This window comes from Halomonas sp. IOP_6, from assembly GCF_021151565.1.
GTDB lineage: Bacteria > Pseudomonadota > Gammaproteobacteria > Pseudomonadales > Halomonadaceae > Vreelandella > Vreelandella alkaliphila.
In genome coordinates, this window is sequence record NZ_JAIRBO010000001.1 from 22,867 (window position 1) to 40,046 (window position 17,180).

Here is a 17,180-nt window from a genome sequence, read left to right on the forward strand (position 1 = left end):
GAGTTAAATCAGTGTGACGTGTCAGAGGTCATTTCAGTGTGACCCATGCAGGGGAAGAGCAGCCGCTCTTCCCCTGTTTTTTTGTCACCTTCAACATGCCAGCCATCTTTAGAGATGGAAATCGCTTAATTCGGAGTGAATCGGATGGACCATCTTCCTACTCTGGTGTCAGAGGCTCGCGATGCTATTCATGCGGCGCAAAGTGTCCCTGCTCTAGATGAGTTGCGCGTACGTTACTTGGGTAAAAAGGGCGAAGTGACGGCCTTGTTGAAAGGCTTAGGAAAGCTATCAGCAGAAGAGCGTCCTGCCGCCGGTGAGCAAATTAATCAGGCGAAACAAACCCTGGCAGCTGAAATTGATACAAAGCGTCAGCAGCTCGAAAGTGAAGCGCTTAACGCTCGCTTGGCAGCTGAAAAAATTGACGTGACACTGCCTGGCCGTGGTCAGGAGAATGGCGGCCTACATCCAGTCACCCGCACGCTTGAGCGTATTGAAGGCTTGTTTACCAGGATTGGTTACGATGTGGCTGTAGGGCCAGAAATTGAAGATGACTACCATAATTTCGAGGCGCTAAATATACCCGCTCATCACCCAGCGCGTGGTATGGCTGACACCTTCTATTTCGATGCTACACGCTTGTTACGTACTCACACATCGCCAGTTCAAGTGCGTACCATGAAAAGTAGTGAGCCGCCGATCCGTATTGTTTGCCCCGGTCGTGTCTACCGTAGTGATTCAGATCTCACCCACACCCCAATGTTCCACCAAGTGGAAGGCCTGTTGGTTGACGAAGGTGTGAGCTTTGCAGATCTTAAGGGGACTATTGAAGATTTCCTCCAGGCGTTTTTTGAACGCGATGATCTTTCAGTGCGCTTCCGTCCCTCTTACTTTCCATTCACTGAGCCCTCCGCAGAGGTCGATATTCAGTGTGTGATGTGTAGCGGTGATGGTTGTCGGGTCTGCTCGCATAGCGGCTGGTTGGAGGTTATGGGCTGTGGGATGGTGCATCCTGAGGTGTTCCGGCATTCGGGTATTGATGCTGAGCGTTACACAGGGTTTGCGTTTGGTATGGGCGCCGAGCGGCTTGCGATGCTGCGCTACGGTGTCAATGACCTGCGTTTGTTCTTTGAGAACGATCTGCGTTTTCTTCGCCAATTTACCTAAGACCGCTGCCAACGACGGGAATCAATATGAAATTTTCAGAACAGTGGCTGCGTGACTGGGTGGCTCCGCAGCTTGATACACAGGCAATTGCCGATCAAATTACCATGGCAGGCCTTGAGGTCGATGCTATTGAGGCTGTTGCGTCCGCGTTTAGTGGCGTAGTGGTTGCAGAGGTGCTGACTAAAGAGAAGCATCCAGATGCTGATAAGCTCAACGTATGTACTGTTAATGATGGTACCGGTGAGCCTGTGCAGGTTGTTTGTGGTGCTGCCAATGTCGATGTTGGTCAAAAAATTCCGTTTGCTCAGGTGGGTGGCATTCTACCGGGCGACTTTAAAATCAAAAAAGCCAAATTGCGTGGTGTTGAGTCACGCGGAATGATTTGCTCGGCCTCAGAGCTAGGCCTTGAGGAAGAGACGTCTCCTGGTATTTTTGTGCTGCCCGCCTCTGCGCCGGTAGGTCTAAGTTTTCGAGAGTATATGCAGCTCGATGACATGACCATTGAAGTTGATCTCACGCCGAATCGTGGTGATTGCCTAAGTATCAAGGGGCTGGCTCGAGAAGTGGGCGTGCTCAATCGTCTTCCGGTGAGTGGGCCTGAGATTGCGGTTATTGAAGCTAGCATTGACGATACTTTTTCAGTGCGTATTGAAGCGCCGGAGCAGTGCCCGCGCTACCTGGGGCGCATTATTAAGGGTGTCGATATTAGCGTCGAAACCCCGCTGTGGATGGTGGAGCGTCTCCGGCGTAGCGGTGTTCGTTCCATTGACCCTGCCGTTGATGTGACTAACTACGTGATGCTAGAGCTAGGCCAGCCGTTGCATGCGTTTGATCGCGACAATCTTCACGGCGGTATTACCGTTCGCTTAGCGCGTAAAGAAGAGCGTCTGACCTTGTTGGACGGTCAGGAAGTAGCGCTAAGACCTGAAACACTGGTTATTGCTGATGATGAAGGGCCTCTAGCAATGGCGGGTGTTATGGGGGGCGAGAACTCAGGGGTAAGTGAGAAAACCGATACGATTTTCTTGGAAGCTGCCTATTTTACGCCGTTGGCTATTGCAGGGCAGGCGCGTTCTTACGGTCTCCATACGGATGCATCACATCGATTTGAGCGTGGCGTTGATCCGGCGCTTGCCAGTGTGGCGATTGAGCGTGCCACTCAGCTTCTAATGGAGATATGTGGTGGTCAGGCTGGCCCTGTTACTGAGTCGTCCAGTGGCGAACACCTGCCAGCACCGCGTAACATTGTATTGCGCGAGGCGCGTTTAGAGAGCGCGCTTTCGAAGCGGCTGCCCGTTGAAGATGTAACTGACATTCTGCAACGTTTAGGGCTTGCGGTTGATAAGCAGGCAGATGGCTGGTTAGTCACAGCGCCAAGTTGGCGTTTCGACGTGGCGATCGAAGAGGATCTCATTGAAGAGATTGCTAGGGTTCATGGTTACAACAACCTACCTGTTCGGCGCCCTGCGGCGCGTTTGGCACTGCGTCCGGCTAACGAGGCGGTGCTAACCCAAGCCCAGCTGCGTAACCAAATGGTAGCTCGCGGTTTTCAGGAAGCGATAACTTACAGCTTTGTTGCGCCTGATCTCCAGGCGGTGATGTTGCCGGACGCTATTTCACCAGTGTTGGCGAATCCGATTTCGTCAGATCTGTCGGTGATGCGGGCTAGCCTGTTCCCCGGCTTAGTGCGTGCGCTTGAGCATAATCTGAATCGTCAGCAAACCCGTGTCAGACTGTTTGAAACCGGCTTGGTATTTAATGGCCATTTGGACAACCTCTCGCAAGTCCCGATGATGGGAGCGCTGGTATGCGGAGGTCGTGAAGCTGAAGGTTGGTGCGGGGCTAAAGCCCAAGTCGATTTTTACGATCTAAAAGGCGATTTAGAAAGCCTGTTGGCGCTTGGTGGCGCGCTGGATGCTTGGCGTTTTGAGCCGGGTGAGCATCCTTCGTTACACCCTGGGCAAACTGCAAGGCTGTTGCATAATGGTAAGCCAGCCGGTTGGATTGGCACCTTGCACCCTCAAGTGCGAGCCAAGCTAGGGCTGAAAGTAGATGCCGTCATGTTTGAGGTTCGCTTAGATGCGCTGAGCGAAGGTCTCATCCCGGCCTTTGAGCCGCTGTCACGTTATCCAGAAGTTCGCCGTGACTTGGCTTTCACTGTTAAGGCGGAGATACCGGTTCAGGCGCTACTTGATTGTGCAAAAGCACAAGCTGGCGATTACTTAAAAGACATTAAGCTATTTGATGTCTATGCTGGTAAGGGCGTAGCTGATGGTTGTAAGAGTATTGCATTGGGCTTGACGTGGCAGCACGGATCACGCACGCTAAATGACGATGAAATCAACCTGTTGGTAGATTCCATCGTATCGCAAGTGCGAACAGAATTAGATGCTGAGCTACGTGGATAGGATTTGTGGACAGGATTTGCGACTAGGTTTGGTGGATAGTTACGTGAATAATTAAATAATGCCATGACACGACGCTTATCACGTTCTTGGCAATGCGTTTGCTACATGGAGGGGGCCTTATGGGTGCGTTGACCAAAGCAGAGCTAGCAGAACATTTACACACTGAGCTCGCGCTGTCGAAGCGAGAAGCAAAAGCCATGGTTGAGGCTTTTTTTGAAGAGATCCGTGCCTGCTTGCGCGAAAATGAGCAGGTTAAGCTATCGGGTTTCGGCAATTTCGATTTGCGTGATAAGCGCGAAAGACCGGGGCGTAACCCCAAGACGGGTGAAGAAATTCCCATTTCTGCACGGCGCGTTGTTACTTTTCGTCCCGGTCAAAAGCTAAAGCAGCAGGTAGAGCGCTACACAAGCAGCTAACTTACGTGTGGGGGAAGCTTCAATGCACTGGTCGGTGGGTGAGTGTGTCGAACAGTTGTGCTGAGCTGATGCGCAGAGTGGTAGCAAATGAAAAGGAGTACCTTCGGGTGCTCCTTTTTAAGTTTTGGACTAAAGTCCACGTCCTTCAATGAGCCAAGTGATCACTACCTTAATGACATAACCCAGCATGCCAGCACCCAGAACGACAAAAAGCATGATCGTGCCAAACTTGCCTGCGTTGGATTTCTTAGCTAAGTCCCAAATAATAAAGCACATAAACACGATTAAGCCACCGACCATGATCGGTGTTATCCATGCCTCAAAGAGCTGCTGCATAAGATTTCCTACTAAATGATTGATAGTGCCTCATGAGAAGGCGTGTGTCGTTTTTGCGAGTCGTGTTAATATTTGACCAAATTCATCGGGTATTTGTCGACTGAACAAAGCACAGTGCGACACTATTGCAGAGGAGTAGGCCATGCCAACGCTAACGATTCTAGTCGGTACAATGTACGGTGGCGCGTTAGATGTCGCAGAGCAAGTAAAGCCGTTATTTGAGCAGGCTGGCTACAAGGTTGATATTTCTGAGCAGCCGACGATTGACGATTTGACCAATAGCCAAGATCTTACGCTGTTTTGTGTATCAACTACGGGCAGTGGAGATTACCCAGGGAATTTTGTTTCTTTTGTGCGCGGGCTGCAGGAAAAAAGTCCCTCGCTTACATCGTTGCGCTATGGGTTGATTGCGTTGGGCGATAGCTCATACGGAGACACGTTCTGTGGAGCGGGAAGGGCGCTCGATGCGTTATTAGCGGATTATGGTGCAACGCGTTTAGGTGAGCGGCTGGAAGTGGATGCTATGGAAACTTTTATGGCAGATGACGCCGCTATTCCGTGGGTAGAAGAGTGGATTGAGTCTCAGCAACTGAAGGTTGCTTAACCATGCAGCGAGTCCCTTTTTCTCCGGAACGTATTAGCGTTGCTCTCGGACTTTGTATTGTGATGTTGGCCGCGATACCTCGTTACATGGTAGAAGGGCATGAAACACGCCAAACATTGTTACTTATTGCGCTAGCCATTGTGGTGGGTGCTGCCGCTGTTCAGTGGAAAATGCTGTCGGTTGACGCACGAAAAGCGCTGCCAAAATTATGTCAGCGCTTGCTATTTATGCTGCTAGTGGGTGCCTTGGTAATGGGCGCATGGCATGGTCTGTTCACTGACTGGATCAGCTGGCAAGTGTTTATTTCCCACGCAGCAACCTGTGGTTTGCTATTTCATGCTGTTTCTTTGTGGTGGGCGAAGCGCGATTAAAGGCCACTCTTTTAGAAGTAATAGTCAGGCTACAAGGCTTCACCTAACGTTTAAAAATAATTTTGACTGCATTGTGGTCAAAAAACGACCTAAAATGGTCGTTTTGCTAGTGATTACCCTTGTATTTGCGGGTTATGCCCCCATCTTGCGAGCATGGCGCTTGCCACGATGCGCTAGGGTTCTTAAAATTGCCCCCTTGTACTTATTTTACGCAATCAACATAACGCCCAGCCGCTAGAGGACAATTCATGCAAGTTTCCGTCGAGACGACCTCCCAGATCGAACGCCGTATCACTATTCAGGTGCCGGCCGCCGAAATCGACGAGGCCGTCAGCGCTCGCTTAATAGACACCGCGAAAAACGTTCGCCTGAATGGTTTTCGCCAAGGCCGAGTGCCGATGGCTGTAGTTCGTCAGCGCTATGGCGACAGCGTGCGCAATGAGGTGGTAGGTGAAGTGATGCGTGAGCGCTATGTGCGTGCCATCACGGAAGAAGGCCTTAATCCTGCCGGTTTTCCCCAGATTGAGCCAAAAGTAAACCAAGCTGGCAAAGACCTAGAGTTTGTGGCGGTTATGGAAATCTACCCGCAGGTTGAGCTTGCGTCTATCGAAGGCACCGAGGTTGAGCGTCCGGTAGTGGCGGTTAACGATGCTGATGTCGATGAGATGATCGATACACTGCGTAAGCAAAATGCTGCGTGGGAAGAAGTAGACGCCGCCGCTGCTGATGGCGATCAAGTGACCATCGACTTCCAGGGCTTCTTGGGTGATGAGCCTTTTGAAGGTGGAAGTGCTGAGGGCCATGCTTTAGTTATTGGCTCCAACAGCTTCATCCCAGGCTTTGAAGAGCAGTTGATCGGTGCGAAGGCGGGTGATGAGAAAACCATCACTGTTACCTTCCCTGAAGATTACCAAGCAGAGCATCTTGCAGGCCAGGAAGCCACCTTTAAAGTCACCGTTCATAAAGTCAGTAGCCAAACGCTGCCGGCCGTAGACGCTGAGTTTATTGCGCGCTTTGGTGTTGAAGATGGCGATGAAGAGAAATTCCGCGCTGAAATCAAAAAGAACATGACCCGCGAAGCGGCCCAAGCGGTGGATAACCGTGTTAAGCAGCAGGTATTGGATGCGCTGAAAAAAGCGAACGATATTCCTGTGCCAAGTGCGCTTGTTCAGCAAGAAACTGATGGCATGAAGCGTCAGGCAGCACAGCAGTTCGGTCTGGGTGAGGACTTTGATGTCAGCCAACTGCCGAATGAACTCTTCGAAGCGCAAGCGAAAGGCCGCGTCCAGGTAGGGTTGCTGCTGGCCGAGGTTATCAAGGCGAATGAGTTAGACGCTGATGATGATGCAATTAAAGCTAAGGTTGAAGAGCTGGCAGAGCAGTATCAGGATCCTTCCGAAGTGGTTGAATACTACATGGGTAATGAGCAGCTCAAAACCCAAGTGAAGTCTGCCATCCTGGAAGAGAAGGCTGTTGATAAGCTGCTGGAGCAAACGAACGTTAAAGACGTTGAAATGTCATACCAGCAGGCATTGGCAGCGGCTCAGCAACAGGCCGAGCAAGATGAAGATGTTGAAGAAAGCGAACAAGCTAGCGCTTAACTTCATCGCGTGGCGCACCCTATGTGGGTGCGCTTTCCCTTACCGGACGTAAGGAATCACGAATGAGTGAGTTTGATATTCAAAACGCCGGCGGTTTAGTGCCCATGGTGGTTGAGCAGAGCGCCAAAGGGGAAAGAGCCTATGACATCTACTCACGCCTGCTAAAAGAGCGTGTTATTTTCCTGGTTGGACCAGTTGAAGATTACATGGCGAACTTAGTGGTGGCGCAGCTGCTGTTTCTTGAGTCAGAGAACCCTGATAAAGATATTCACCTTTACATTAATTCTCCTGGTGGGTCTGTAACGGCAGGTATGTCTATCTACGACACCATGCAGTTTATTAAGCCTGATGTGTCGACCGTATGTATTGGGCAAGCGGCTAGCATGGGTGCACTGTTGCTGACAGCAGGCGCAGCAGGTAAACGTTATTGTTTGCCTAATTCCCGTGTGATGATTCACCAGCCGCTGGGTGGCTATCAAGGCCAAGCGTCTGATATCGAGATCCACACCCGTGAGATTTTAGGTATTCGTGAAAAACTGAACCAGATTTTAGCCCATCATACTGGCCAAGATCTTGATACTGTTGCTCGGGATACTGACCGTGACAACTTTATGAGCGCCACTAAAGCCCAAGAATATGGCTTGATTGACGCAGTGCTGGATAAGCGGCCTACATCCTGATAGCGTGGTAGGATTCTGCTTTTCTAACGAGCTTTTCCGGCGGCGTAAGCCGCCGCAGTGATAGAGGTACGCGAATGGCCGACGGCAAAGGCAAGGACGAAGGTGGCAAGCTTTTATACTGCTCGTTTTGTGGTAAGAATCAAAACGAAGTACGTAAGCTAATTGCAGGCCCGTCCGTATATATCTGCGATGAGTGTGTCGACTTATGTAATGACATCATTCGCGAAGAAGTTCTCGAAGCCGATGCCGAGAGCGATGAAGAGCGTTTACCTACGCCTCGCGAAATACGTCATACGTTAGACGACTATGTCATCGGACAAGATCGCGCCAAAATGGTGCTATCTGTAGCGGTTTATAACCACTACAAGCGTCTTAAGACGGAAGTGCGCGAAGGCGATGTAGAGCTAGGTAAATCAAATATTCTGCTTATTGGTCCTACCGGTAGTGGTAAAACACTGTTGGCGGAAACCATGGCGCGGTTATTGAATGTACCTTTTACCATTGCCGATGCCACTACACTGACAGAAGCGGGTTATGTGGGTGAAGATGTTGAAAACATCATCCAAAAGCTTCTGCAGAAGTGTGATTACGACGTCGAAAAGGCTGAGCGAGGCATTGTTTATATCGATGAAATCGATAAGATTTCGCGCAAGTCTGATAACCCTTCCATCACACGTGATGTGTCGGGCGAGGGTGTCCAGCAGGCACTACTCAAGTTGATTGAAGGCACAACAGCATCCGTGCCGCCGCAGGGTGGTCGTAAACATCCCCAGCAAGAGTTTGTTCAGGTCAATACGGCCAACATGCTGTTTATTGTGGGTGGCGCTTTTGCGGGTCTTGATAAAGTTATCCGTGACCGTGCTGAGAAAGGTGGCATTGGTTTCAATGCTAGCGTGAAGAGCAAAGAGTCTTCGCGTGGTGTGGGTGAGTTACTGGCCGACGTAGAACCAGATGATTTAGTGAAATTTGGTTTAATTCCTGAGTTTGTTGGACGTCTGCCCGTGATTGCGACGCTCACTGAGCTAAATGAAGATGCGTTGGTACAGATCTTAACTGAGCCGAAAAACTCGCTGGTTAAGCAGTATGCCAAGCTCTTTGAAATGGAAGATGTGACGCTCGAGTTTAGAGACGAAGCGCTGCGTGCTGTCGCAACCAAGGCAATGGAGCGTAAAACTGGCGCGCGGGGTTTGCGATCTATCCTTGAGTCTGTGCTGCTAGACACCATGTACGAGATTCCTTCGCTTGAAGGTGTTAGCAAAGTGGTGATTGATAGTTCAGTGATTGCAGGCGAAAGTGAGCCACTACTGATCTATTCGCAGCAGGAAGATGCTCGTGTTGATGGCACCGACGGTTAGTCCCGACGTGCATTCCACGGCCTAGCTTTTACCGCTTGCGCCAAACCAAGGGGTCGCCTAGGCGGCCCCTTGTTATTCATAAGTTATTCATGAAATGTTTGCCTAGCTGCTCAGCGCCCTAGCGCCATGCTTTTCATACTGTGAGGTACTTGGCTAAGTACCCTTTCAAGTACTCATCCGATTTTGAGGAACGTCTGCGATGCAGCAGAACGCCGATCAGACACAATGTTTACCCCTGTTGCCTTTGCGGGATGTGGTTGTGTACCCGCAAATGGTTATTCCACTTTTTGTTGGTCGTGAGAAGTCCATCCAAGCGTTGGAAGCGGCGATGGAGGCCGACAAGCGTGTGCTGCTGGTGGCTCAGCGTGAGGCCTCCCAGGATGAGCCCGATAACGCTGATCTTTATGCCATGGGCACCGTGGCCGATATCATGCAAATGCTAAAATTGCCTGACGGCACTGTAAAAGTGCTGATTGAAGGTAATTTTCGCGCTGATGTTATTGATATTGAAGAGCACGAAACGGGCTACACCCAAGCTTACTTGGTGCCTCGTGAGAGCGAGCCGCTAACCAGTCGTGAGCAAGAAGCACTGGTACGTGTGCTGCTCAACCAATTTGAGCAATACGTCAAGCTGTCCAAAAAAGTGCCTAACGAGGTGCTCAATTCGCTTTCTGGAATTGAGGATCCGAGCCGCTTGGTCGATACCATCTGTGCGCACTTGTCATTAAAAATAGGCGACAAGCAAGAGCTGCTCGAAATGGATCGCGTGCGTGATCGCATTGAGCACTTAATGGCGCTGATTGAGTCCGAAATTGATTTGCTGCAGGTTGAAAAGCGCATCCGCTCGCGTGTGAAAGAGCAGATGGAAAAGACCCAGCGCGAGTATTACCTCAATGAGCAGATGAAGGCCATCCAGAAAGAGATGGGTGAGCTGGATAATGTGCCAAATGAGGCCGAAAAATACGAGCAAGCCATCGCTTCATCTGGAATGCCCAAAGAAGCGGCAGAAAAGGCTACTCAAGAGCTTAGTAAGCTAAAAATGATGGCTGCTAACTCGGCCGAAGCTACGGTGGTTCGCTCTTACCTAGACTGGCTAATAGCTGTCCCCTGGAAGAAGCGTACCCGCGTCAAGCACGACTTAGTGAAAGCGCAGGAAGTGCTGGATCAGGACCATTACGGCTTAGAAGAAGTCAAGGCTCGTATCCTTGAATATCTTGCGGTACAAAAGCGCGTGCGCAAGATGAAAGGGCCTGTATTATGCTTGGTGGGTCCCCCTGGTGTGGGTAAAACCTCTCTTGGTCAATCTATCGCGCGGGCCACGAATCGTAAATATGTTCGTCTGGCGTTAGGCGGCGTACGTGATGAGTCTGAAATTCGCGGTCATCGCCGCACTTACATTGGTTCGTTGCCAGGTAAGTTAATGCAGCGGATGAGTCGTGCTGGCGTTAAGAACCCACTGTTTTTATTGGATGAAGTCGATAAACTCGGTATGGATCACCGCGGTGACCCTGCGTCGGCGCTGCTAGAGGTGCTTGATCCTGAGCAAAACAATAGTTTTAGTGATCACTACCTTGAGTTGGACTACGATCTATCAGAAACGCTATTTATCTGTACTGCTAACTCAATGAATATTCCTGGTCCGCTGTTGGATCGTATGGAAATCATTCGTTTGCCGGGTTACACCGAAGATGAAAAGTTAGCGATCGCTAGGCGTTATTTGTTGCCGAAGCAGCAAGAAGCGAATGGCCTCAAAACAGAAGAGCTGGCGCTCAATGATGATGCTCTGCTAGAACTAGTGCGTTATTACACCCGTGAAGCTGGGGTGCGAGAGCTGGAGCGTCAGATCGCCAAAGTCTGCCGTAAGGTGTTGCGCGAGCGTTTAGAAGCCGAGCAGGCAGCGAGTGGTAAGCAGGGTAGCCATCTGCAGGCTCAACAAGTACTGGCAGCTGAAGATATTGAAGCCTATGCCGGCGTGCGCCGTTATAGCTACGGGTTGGCTGAGCAGGAAGATCAAGTTGGTCGTGTGACAGGGCTAGCGTGGACATCGGTTGGCGGCGAATTGCTGAATATCGAATCTGTTGTTACGCCCGGCAAAGGACGTATCAACAAAACCGGCTCGCTGGGCGATGTTATGAAAGAGTCGGTGAGTGCGGCGCAAACGGTCGTTAAGGCGCGTGCAAAAGAGTATGGTATTGATCCGCAACGGTTTGAGAATGAAGACTTGCACATTCACGTTCCGGAAGGTGCTACGCCTAAAGATGGCCCAAGTGCAGGCATTGCCATGGTAACCGCGATTGTCTCTGCCTATACTCAACGCCCTGTGCGTTGTGATGTGGCCATGACAGGAGAAGTGAACCTACGTGGCGAAGTGATGCCCATTGGGGGGTTAAAGGAGAAATTGCTGGCAGCCCGTCGCGGTGGTATAAAGACGGTCTTAATTCCTGAGGAAAATCGTCGAGACCTCAAGGAAGTGCCAGAAAATATTAAAGGGGCACTTGATATCCGTCCCGTACAGTGGATAGATGAAGTACTGGCCGTAGCGCTACATAACGATCCAATTGACGAGAGCGTCTCGTTGAAAGGTTCTGATCCGGCTTTTAATTCAACCGTCGTAACGAGTACCCATTAAGCGTTAATACTCCATTGAGTTTTAACATTACTTAATAGTTTTGCCCAAGACCTTGAGTTGCGGGCATTTCTCGGCACTGTCGCTTGACAGGAGTTTCAAGGCATTGCTATAAAACACAGCTACGCTTTGAAGTTGTATCTAACGGTGGCAGTGCCGTTCAGAGCCATTTTTTTGAAACAGTTAAGGGGTGAAGTGTGAATAAGTCCGAGCTGATTGAAGCTATTGCCGCGTCTGCTGATATTCCTAAAGCAGCGGCAACCCGCGCATTGGATGCCATGGTGGAGTCTGTCACCGATAGCCTCAAAAAAGGCGAAAGTGTTTCACTGGTAGGTTTTGGTACTTTCGCAATTAAAGAGCGTGCTGCTCGTACTGGTCGTAACCCGCAGACCGGCCAGCCGATTGAAATTAGCGCTGCAAAAGTCCCCAGCTTCAAAGCCGGTAAAGCGCTGAAAGACGCCGTCAACTAATTGGCTCGCGTTTGCTGTAAGCTAATGGGCGCATCGCATTCGCGATGCGCCCATGTTTTTTTCTGGCCCGATAGTTAGGGCGATAGATAGCTGTGATGATCTGAGGCTAGCATGCTGCAAAGTATTCGAGATGGCTCCAGAAGCTGGGGTGCCAAAATAATTATCGGTGTCATGGTGGCTGCCATGGCGCTTTTTGGCGTGGAGTCGCTGTTTAGTGTCTTTGGCGATGACCCTAATGAAGTGGCGAGCGTTAACGGCGAACCAATCATGCGTCAGCAGGTTGAGCTTGAGGTACAACGTGCGCTTCGTTCTGGACAGGTGCCACCAGAGCAAGAGCGGGCGCTTCGTAATGATGTCCTTGACCAGTTGATAACTCAGCAACTGCTAACACAATATGCTGAAGACGGTGGTGTGTTCGTCTCCGATGCCCAACTAGACCAAATGATTGTTGGTCTGCCAGAGTTTCATGATCAAGATGGTCGGTTCTCGGCCGAAATATTCCGCAACCGTCTTGCTGGTGCAGGATATACCCCAGTGGCGTTTCGTGAAGAGCTGCGTGCCGATATCAAGCGCCAGCACTTGCAGCAAGGCCTTGCGTTTAGCGACTTTAGCTTGGAAAGCGAGCAGGAACGCTTAGCTGAATTGCAGCGCCAACAGCGCAGTTTTCGCTATGTTTTATTAGATGCCGATGATGTAAGCGTAGAGGCGAATGTTACTGAAGCGCAAATGCAGGAATATTTCGATGCAAACCAGGCACGTTTCGAGCGTCCTGAGCAGGTGCGCGTTGAGTATGTGTTAGTTGACCGTCAAGCCATGGCGGAAAACGTTGAGGTTAACGAGCAGAGCTTGCGCGATGCATGGCGTGAGCAGAATCGCAATGCCGATCGACGTGTCTCTCATATTATGGTGACGTTTGGCGAAGAGCGCAGTCGCCAAGAAGCGCAAGCACACGCTAATGAGGCTTTAGAAGCCTTGAGCAGCGGTGAAACTTTCGCCGATACGGCACTGCGTTATTCAGATGATACGGCGAGTGCTGAGGAAGGCGGCGACTTGGGGGTTATTAGTCGTGGTTTCTTTGGTGATGCCTTTGATGAAGCTGCTTTTGCTCTAGATGAAGGTGAAACATCTCAACTGGTAGAAATGGATGGTGCATTTCATATCCTTCAGGTAACCGAGCTGGTCGCACCCGCCTTTGAAGAGCAGCGTGAGGCACTTCAGCAAGATGTTGCTCTGCGTGAAGTCAATGATGAGTTCAATCAGCAAGTTCAGCGCTTAATTGATGAGAGTTTTGCTGCCGATGATCTGCAAAGCGTAGCGGATGACCTCGGTCTAACGCTAAACCAGACTGACTGGTTAGCACGCGGTGAAGGTGAGGGCGTGCTTTCAGAGCCGGGGGTGCTAGATGAGGCCTTTAGTGCTGATGTGCTAGAAGAAGGCTATAACAGCGAAGTGATCGAGCTGGATGATGATCGTCGCCTTGTGCTGCGTGTTGCGGAGCATCGCGAAACGACTCAACTCACGCTAGACGATGTGCGTGACGAAGTCGCTAACGCTGTTGTTGCTCAACAACGCCAAGAAGCACTTGAGCAAGAAGCGGCTCGTATGATCGAGGCGGTGGAAGCGGGCGAGGCCAGCAACATTGATTGGCTTGAGGCTAGCAATATCTCGCGCCAGTCTGACACTGTGCTTCCCCAGGCGGTAGTGCAACAGGTGTTTCGTATGCCGCGTCCGCAGGAGGGTGATAGCGTTTACCGTTCTGTGTCACTTCCGGAAGGCGTTGCCATCATAGCGTTGGATAGCGTATCCGTAGGCGAAGTTGACGAGCAGCTTACTTCTTTTGTAGCTCAAATGGCTGAACAACTCCGCGCCCAGTCTATCATTCAGGGCTTGGTAGACGATCTGCGTAGTGACGCGAAGATTGAGCGTTAATTAACGCGTTTTTATTAACCCAAAAAGCCGGCCAAAAATTGATTTGGCCGGCTTTTTTGATGGTTTTTTGCTGATGTGCAACGTTAAGTATTAGGGTGGGTTGGCTAAGGTGAATTGACGCAGAATAGGCATGGCGTCATGCTCTGCCGTGCGTTCAACGACAATGTCCCAGCCATGGTGAACATCCCAGTCACCAAGAACAAAACGTTTTGCAGGTACGTCCTCAACCGTCAGGTCATGTACTTTTGGCCGGTGGGTGTGACCATGAATCATGGTGGTTACACCAGAGTGCGCCATCAGCGCCACCACTTCTTCGTGTGTCACGTCCATGATCGCTTCCGCTTTACTCGCGTTGGCATCGCCCGACTGCATACGCAGACTCTTGGCAAGCTCCAGTCGCTGATCAAGGGGTAAGGATAGGATTTGCGTTTGCCACTGAGGATCTCTGGACTGTTGGCGGAACGCCATGTAAGCATCATCTTTAGTGCAAAGACTGTCGCCATGTAGAATAACGACAGGCACTCCTTGGAGTTCCACCGTTTGGCTTTCGGGTAGCAGAGAGGCTTGGCACTCACTGATAAAGCGCTCGCCAATCAGAAAGTCGCGATTGCCGTGCAGGAAATAAATCGCAGTTCCGTTGCTGCTTAATTTGCGTAACCGTCTGATCACTTCCCAGGCAATGTCGCTAAGAGGATGTGGTGTGTCAAGGAGATCATCTCCGATCCAGGCGTCAAACAGGTCGCCTAGAATATACAGGGCGTCAGCCCCAGTAGCGGTGTGCTCTAAGTAATGATAAAACCCCTGATTAATCTCAGGGGTATCACTGCTTAGATGCATATCAGCTATCAGCAGAGTGCGCATAGAACTCCCGTAATTAGTCGGCTTCTTTTACATAGGCGCGCTCAATGATGACATCGTCTGCGGGCACGTCAGCATGCATACCACGACGTGTGGTGCTTACACCGCGGATGGCGTCTACCACGTCCATGCCGTCGACAACCTCGCCAAACACTGCGTATCCCCAGCCTTGAAGACTTTTACCACTATGATTCAAGAAACTATTGTTACCAACGTTGATAAAGAACTGCGCTGTGGCAGAGTGAGGGTCTTGAGTGCGTGCCATTGCCAGTGTGCCAACCGTGTTTTGTAAACCATTGTCGGCTTCGTTCTCGATCGGATCACGCGTTGGCTTTTGGTTAAAATCTTGATCGAAGCCACCGCCCTGAACCATAAAGCCATCGATAACACGGTGAAACAAAGTGCCATCATAAAAACCATCGCGGACATATTGCTCAAAATTAGCGGCAGTTTTTGGCGCTTTTTCATGATTAAGCGCAATAGTGATGTCACCGTGGTTGGTCTGTAATACGATCATAGATAAATTCCTGTTCAATAAAGGCGTTCGCCTTGGCGCTGTGCATCGGCGTCACGTTATAATAGCGGTTTTGCTTGGCACCGCGAAGCGCAAACCCTAATAGCTTAGGCATTGGTTGCCTAGCCCGCCATCCACCATGAGGTTATCAACACCACCATGACCAACGAGACCACCCCAGCGCCGAACTTCATTCGCAACCAAGTACGCGACGAAATAGAGGGCGGCCAGGTCACCAAAATCGTGACGCGCTTTCCTCCCGAACCTAATGGCTTTTTACATATCGGTCATGCAAAGTCGATCTGTTTAAACTTCGGGTTGGCAGAGCAGCTAGGTGGTGAGTGTCATCTGCGCTTTGACGACACCAACCCCGCGAAGGAAGAACAGGCGTATATCGACGCTATCAAAGAGGACGTCAGCTGGTTAGGCTTTAACTGGGCAGGCCCAGTTCGCTTTGCTTCTGATTATTTCGACCAGCTTTATGCGTGGGCACAACATCTTATTCGCGAGGGCAAAGCTTACGTTGATGATCTTTCGCCAGATGAAATTCGCGAATACCGTGGCACACTCACGGCACCGGGTAAGCCAAGTCCTTACCGCGAGCGCAGCGTTGACGAAAGCCTAGATTTGCTGGAACGCATGCGTAGCGGCGAGTTTGGCGAAGGCGAAAAAGTACTGCGTGCAAAAATTGATATGGCGTCGCCCAATATCAATCTTCGCGACCCGATCCTTTACCGTATTCGCCATGCCAGCCACCATCAAACAGGTGACAAGTGGAAAATCTACCCGTCGTACGATTTTACCCATGGTCAGTCTGACGCCATCGAAGGCATTACCCATTCAATCTGTACGCTAGAGTTTGAAGACCATCGCCCGCTTTACGAGTGGTTTTTGAATAACTTGCCGGTTCCCGCCAAGCCGCGCCAAATCGAGTTTGCTCGACTTAATTTGGATTACACCCTCACTTCGAAGCGCAAGCTGAAACTGCTGGTTGACGAGCAGATTGTTGATGGCTGGGACGACCCGCGTATGCCAACTATTTCAGGTATGCGTCGTCGCGGCTATACGCCGGCATCCATTCGCAAGTTCTGTGAGATGATTGGTGTTACGCGCGCCGATGGCGGTTTGGTGGATATTGCCATGCTAACGCATGCGATTCGCTCTGATCTTGAGGACAATGCGCCGCGGGCAATGTGCGTATTGAAACCCCTTAAGGTGGTACTGACCAACGTTCCTGAAGACCATGAAGAAGTGTATGACGTGCCTGGGCACCCCGCGCGAGAAGATATGGCTGTGCGTAAGGTGCCGTTTAGTCGCGAGCTGTATATTGACCAAGACGACTTCATGGAAGACGCGCCCAAAAAGTTTTTCCGTTTAGCGCCTGGCAAAGAAGTCCGCCTGCGTAACAGCTACGTGATTCGTTGTGATGACGTTGTTAAGAACGAAGCCGGTGACGTGACGGAACTGCACTGTTCGGTGGATTTCGATACGCTAGGAAAAAATCCTGAAGGCCGCAAGGTGAAAGGCGTGATTCACTGGGTGAGTGCCGCCCATGGTGTACCGATGGAAGTGCGCTTGTATGACAATTTGTTCACGGTTGAACAGCCGGATCGTGACAAAGATGTCGACTTCCTCGAACACCTGAACCCCGACTCCTTGGCGGTGTGCCACGCCATTGGCGAGCCCAGTTTGGCGGATGCTGTTCCAGAAGATCGTTTCCAGTTTGAGCGGGTGGGCTATTTCTGCGCTGACCGTCATGCTTCCAAGCCAGGGCAGTTGGTGTTTAATCGTACCGTTGGGTTGAAAGATAGCTGGGCGAAAATCAAACAGAAGGGCTAAGGAATCGTC

The 17,180-nt window shown here is 50.7% G+C and carries 15 protein-coding genes; 12 read left to right on the forward strand and 3 right to left on the reverse strand.

The annotated features are described in order from the left end of the window. Positions 1–144: 144 nt before the first annotated feature. From pheS to K7H08_RS00130, 3 genes are all read left to right on the forward strand, one after another. Complete coding sequence (pheS, locus tag K7H08_RS00120) at positions 145–1,164, forward strand: phenylalanine--tRNA ligase subunit alpha (protein WP_038483919.1); 1,020 nt, start codon at positions 145–147, stop codon at positions 1,162–1,164. A gap of 26 nt (positions 1,165–1,190) precedes the next feature. Then, positions 1,191–3,572 (forward strand): phenylalanine--tRNA ligase subunit beta, encoded by a 2,382-nt coding sequence (pheT, locus tag K7H08_RS00125; protein WP_120386999.1) that lies wholly within the window; start codon positions 1,191–1,193, stop codon positions 3,570–3,572. Positions 3,573–3,691: 119 nt separating this feature from the next. Then, positions 3,692–3,988: an integration host factor subunit alpha gene (locus K7H08_RS00130; RefSeq protein WP_009724294.1), complete on the forward strand. Its 297-nt coding sequence runs from the start codon at positions 3,692–3,694 to the stop codon at positions 3,986–3,988. A 129-nt stretch (positions 3,989–4,117) separates the two neighbouring features. Here the strand turns inward: K7H08_RS00130 and K7H08_RS00135 are convergent, their stop codons facing one another. Next, the gene (locus K7H08_RS00135; protein ID WP_038483925.1) at positions 4,118–4,324 is read right to left on the reverse strand and encodes a DUF2788 domain-containing protein; all 207 of its coding nucleotides are present in this window, start codon (positions 4,322–4,324) and stop codon (positions 4,118–4,120) included. Between the two features lie 142 nt (positions 4,325–4,466). Between K7H08_RS00135 and K7H08_RS00140 the strand changes: the two genes are divergently transcribed. The 8 genes from K7H08_RS00140 (at position 4,467) to K7H08_RS00175 (ending at position 13,960) form a co-directional block, all read left to right on the forward strand. After that, on the forward strand, positions 4,467–4,928 hold the full coding sequence (locus tag K7H08_RS00140) for a flavodoxin domain-containing protein (RefSeq protein WP_038483928.1): 462 nt from the start codon (positions 4,467–4,469) through the stop codon (positions 4,926–4,928). A 2-nt stretch (positions 4,929–4,930) separates the two neighbouring features. Beyond that, a complete protein-coding gene (locus tag K7H08_RS00145) occupies positions 4,931–5,299 on the forward strand; it encodes a hypothetical protein (RefSeq protein WP_095602864.1) in 369 nt (122 codons plus the stop codon). A gap of 248 nt (positions 5,300–5,547) precedes the next feature. After that, complete coding sequence (gene tig / locus K7H08_RS00150) at positions 5,548–6,900, forward strand: trigger factor (protein ID WP_231656898.1); 1,353 nt, start codon at positions 5,548–5,550, stop codon at positions 6,898–6,900. A gap of 62 nt (positions 6,901–6,962) precedes the next feature. Next, the gene (clpP, locus tag K7H08_RS00155; protein ID WP_030073154.1) at positions 6,963–7,580 is read left to right on the forward strand and encodes an ATP-dependent Clp endopeptidase proteolytic subunit ClpP; all 618 of its coding nucleotides are present in this window, start codon (positions 6,963–6,965) and stop codon (positions 7,578–7,580) included. A gap of 74 nt (positions 7,581–7,654) precedes the next feature. Beyond that, entirely contained in the window at positions 7,655–8,935 is a 1,281-nt protein-coding gene (clpX, locus tag K7H08_RS00160; protein WP_038483940.1) for an ATP-dependent Clp protease ATP-binding subunit ClpX, read from the forward strand. A 199-nt stretch (positions 8,936–9,134) separates the two neighbouring features. After that, positions 9,135–11,564, forward strand: a complete 2,430-nt coding sequence (gene lon / locus K7H08_RS00165; protein ID WP_231656899.1) for an endopeptidase La — start codon at positions 9,135–9,137, stop codon at positions 11,562–11,564. Positions 11,565–11,758: 194 nt separating this feature from the next. Beyond that, positions 11,759–12,031, forward strand: coding sequence for an HU family DNA-binding protein (locus K7H08_RS00170; protein WP_009724302.1), 273 nt, complete (start codon positions 11,759–11,761; stop codon positions 12,029–12,031). 111 nt (positions 12,032–12,142) lie between these two features. Then, positions 12,143–13,960 carry a SurA N-terminal domain-containing protein gene (locus K7H08_RS00175; protein WP_231656900.1) on the forward strand — a complete coding sequence of 606 codons (1,818 nt, stop codon included), beginning with the start codon at positions 12,143–12,145 and terminating at the stop codon, positions 13,958–13,960. Positions 13,961–14,050: 90 nt separating this feature from the next. Here K7H08_RS00175 and K7H08_RS00180 read toward each other — a convergent pair whose 3' ends face one another. Together K7H08_RS00180 and K7H08_RS00185 are read right to left on the reverse strand one after the other, a co-directional pair. Beyond that, entirely contained in the window at positions 14,051–14,821 is a 771-nt protein-coding gene (locus K7H08_RS00180; RefSeq protein ID WP_038483949.1) for a UDP-2,3-diacylglucosamine diphosphatase, read from the reverse strand. A gap of 13 nt (positions 14,822–14,834) precedes the next feature. Beyond that, positions 14,835–15,335, reverse strand: a complete 501-nt coding sequence (locus K7H08_RS00185) for a peptidylprolyl isomerase (protein ID WP_038483952.1) — start codon at positions 15,333–15,335, stop codon at positions 14,835–14,837. Positions 15,336–15,491: 156 nt separating this feature from the next. On the opposite strand from K7H08_RS00185, the gene K7H08_RS00190 reads away from it, so the two are divergent. After that, positions 15,492–17,171, forward strand: a complete 1,680-nt coding sequence (locus K7H08_RS00190; protein WP_231656901.1) for a glutamine--tRNA ligase/YqeY domain fusion protein — start codon at positions 15,492–15,494, stop codon at positions 17,169–17,171. The last annotated feature ends 9 nt before the right edge of the window (positions 17,172–17,180 follow it).

Excerpts from the sequence above, each read along its gene's own strand:
- lon (WP_231656899.1), top strand. The coding sequence starts at position 9,135 with ATGCAGCAGAACGCCGATCAGACACAATGTTTACCCCTGTTGCCTTTG.
- pheS (WP_038483919.1), top strand. The coding sequence starts at position 145 with ATGGACCATCTTCCTACTCTGGTGTCAGAGGCTCGCGATGCTATTCAT.
- tig (WP_231656898.1), top strand. The coding sequence starts at position 5,548 with ATGCAAGTTTCCGTCGAGACGACCTCCCAGATCGAACGCCGTATCACT.
- K7H08_RS00135 (WP_038483925.1), bottom strand. The coding sequence starts at position 4,324 with ATGCAGCAGCTCTTTGAGGCATGGATAACACCGATCATGGTCGGTGGC.
- K7H08_RS00180 (WP_038483949.1), bottom strand. The coding sequence starts at position 14,821 with ATGCGCACTCTGCTGATAGCTGATATGCATCTAAGCAGTGATACCCCT.
- clpP (WP_030073154.1), top strand. The coding sequence starts at position 6,963 with ATGAGTGAGTTTGATATTCAAAACGCCGGCGGTTTAGTGCCCATGGTG.
- K7H08_RS00145 (WP_095602864.1), top strand. The coding sequence starts at position 4,931 with ATGCAGCGAGTCCCTTTTTCTCCGGAACGTATTAGCGTTGCTCTCGGA.
- K7H08_RS00175 (WP_231656900.1), top strand. The coding sequence starts at position 12,143 with ATGCTGCAAAGTATTCGAGATGGCTCCAGAAGCTGGGGTGCCAAAATA.
- K7H08_RS00190 (WP_231656901.1), top strand. The coding sequence starts at position 15,492 with ATGACCAACGAGACCACCCCAGCGCCGAACTTCATTCGCAACCAAGTA.
- clpX (WP_038483940.1), top strand. The coding sequence starts at position 7,655 with ATGGCCGACGGCAAAGGCAAGGACGAAGGTGGCAAGCTTTTATACTGC.
- K7H08_RS00185 (WP_038483952.1), bottom strand. The coding sequence starts at position 15,335 with ATGATCGTATTACAGACCAACCACGGTGACATCACTATTGCGCTTAAT.
- K7H08_RS00140 (WP_038483928.1), top strand. The coding sequence starts at position 4,467 with ATGCCAACGCTAACGATTCTAGTCGGTACAATGTACGGTGGCGCGTTA.
- K7H08_RS00130 (WP_009724294.1), top strand. The coding sequence starts at position 3,692 with ATGGGTGCGTTGACCAAAGCAGAGCTAGCAGAACATTTACACACTGAG.
- pheT (WP_120386999.1), top strand. The coding sequence starts at position 1,191 with ATGAAATTTTCAGAACAGTGGCTGCGTGACTGGGTGGCTCCGCAGCTT.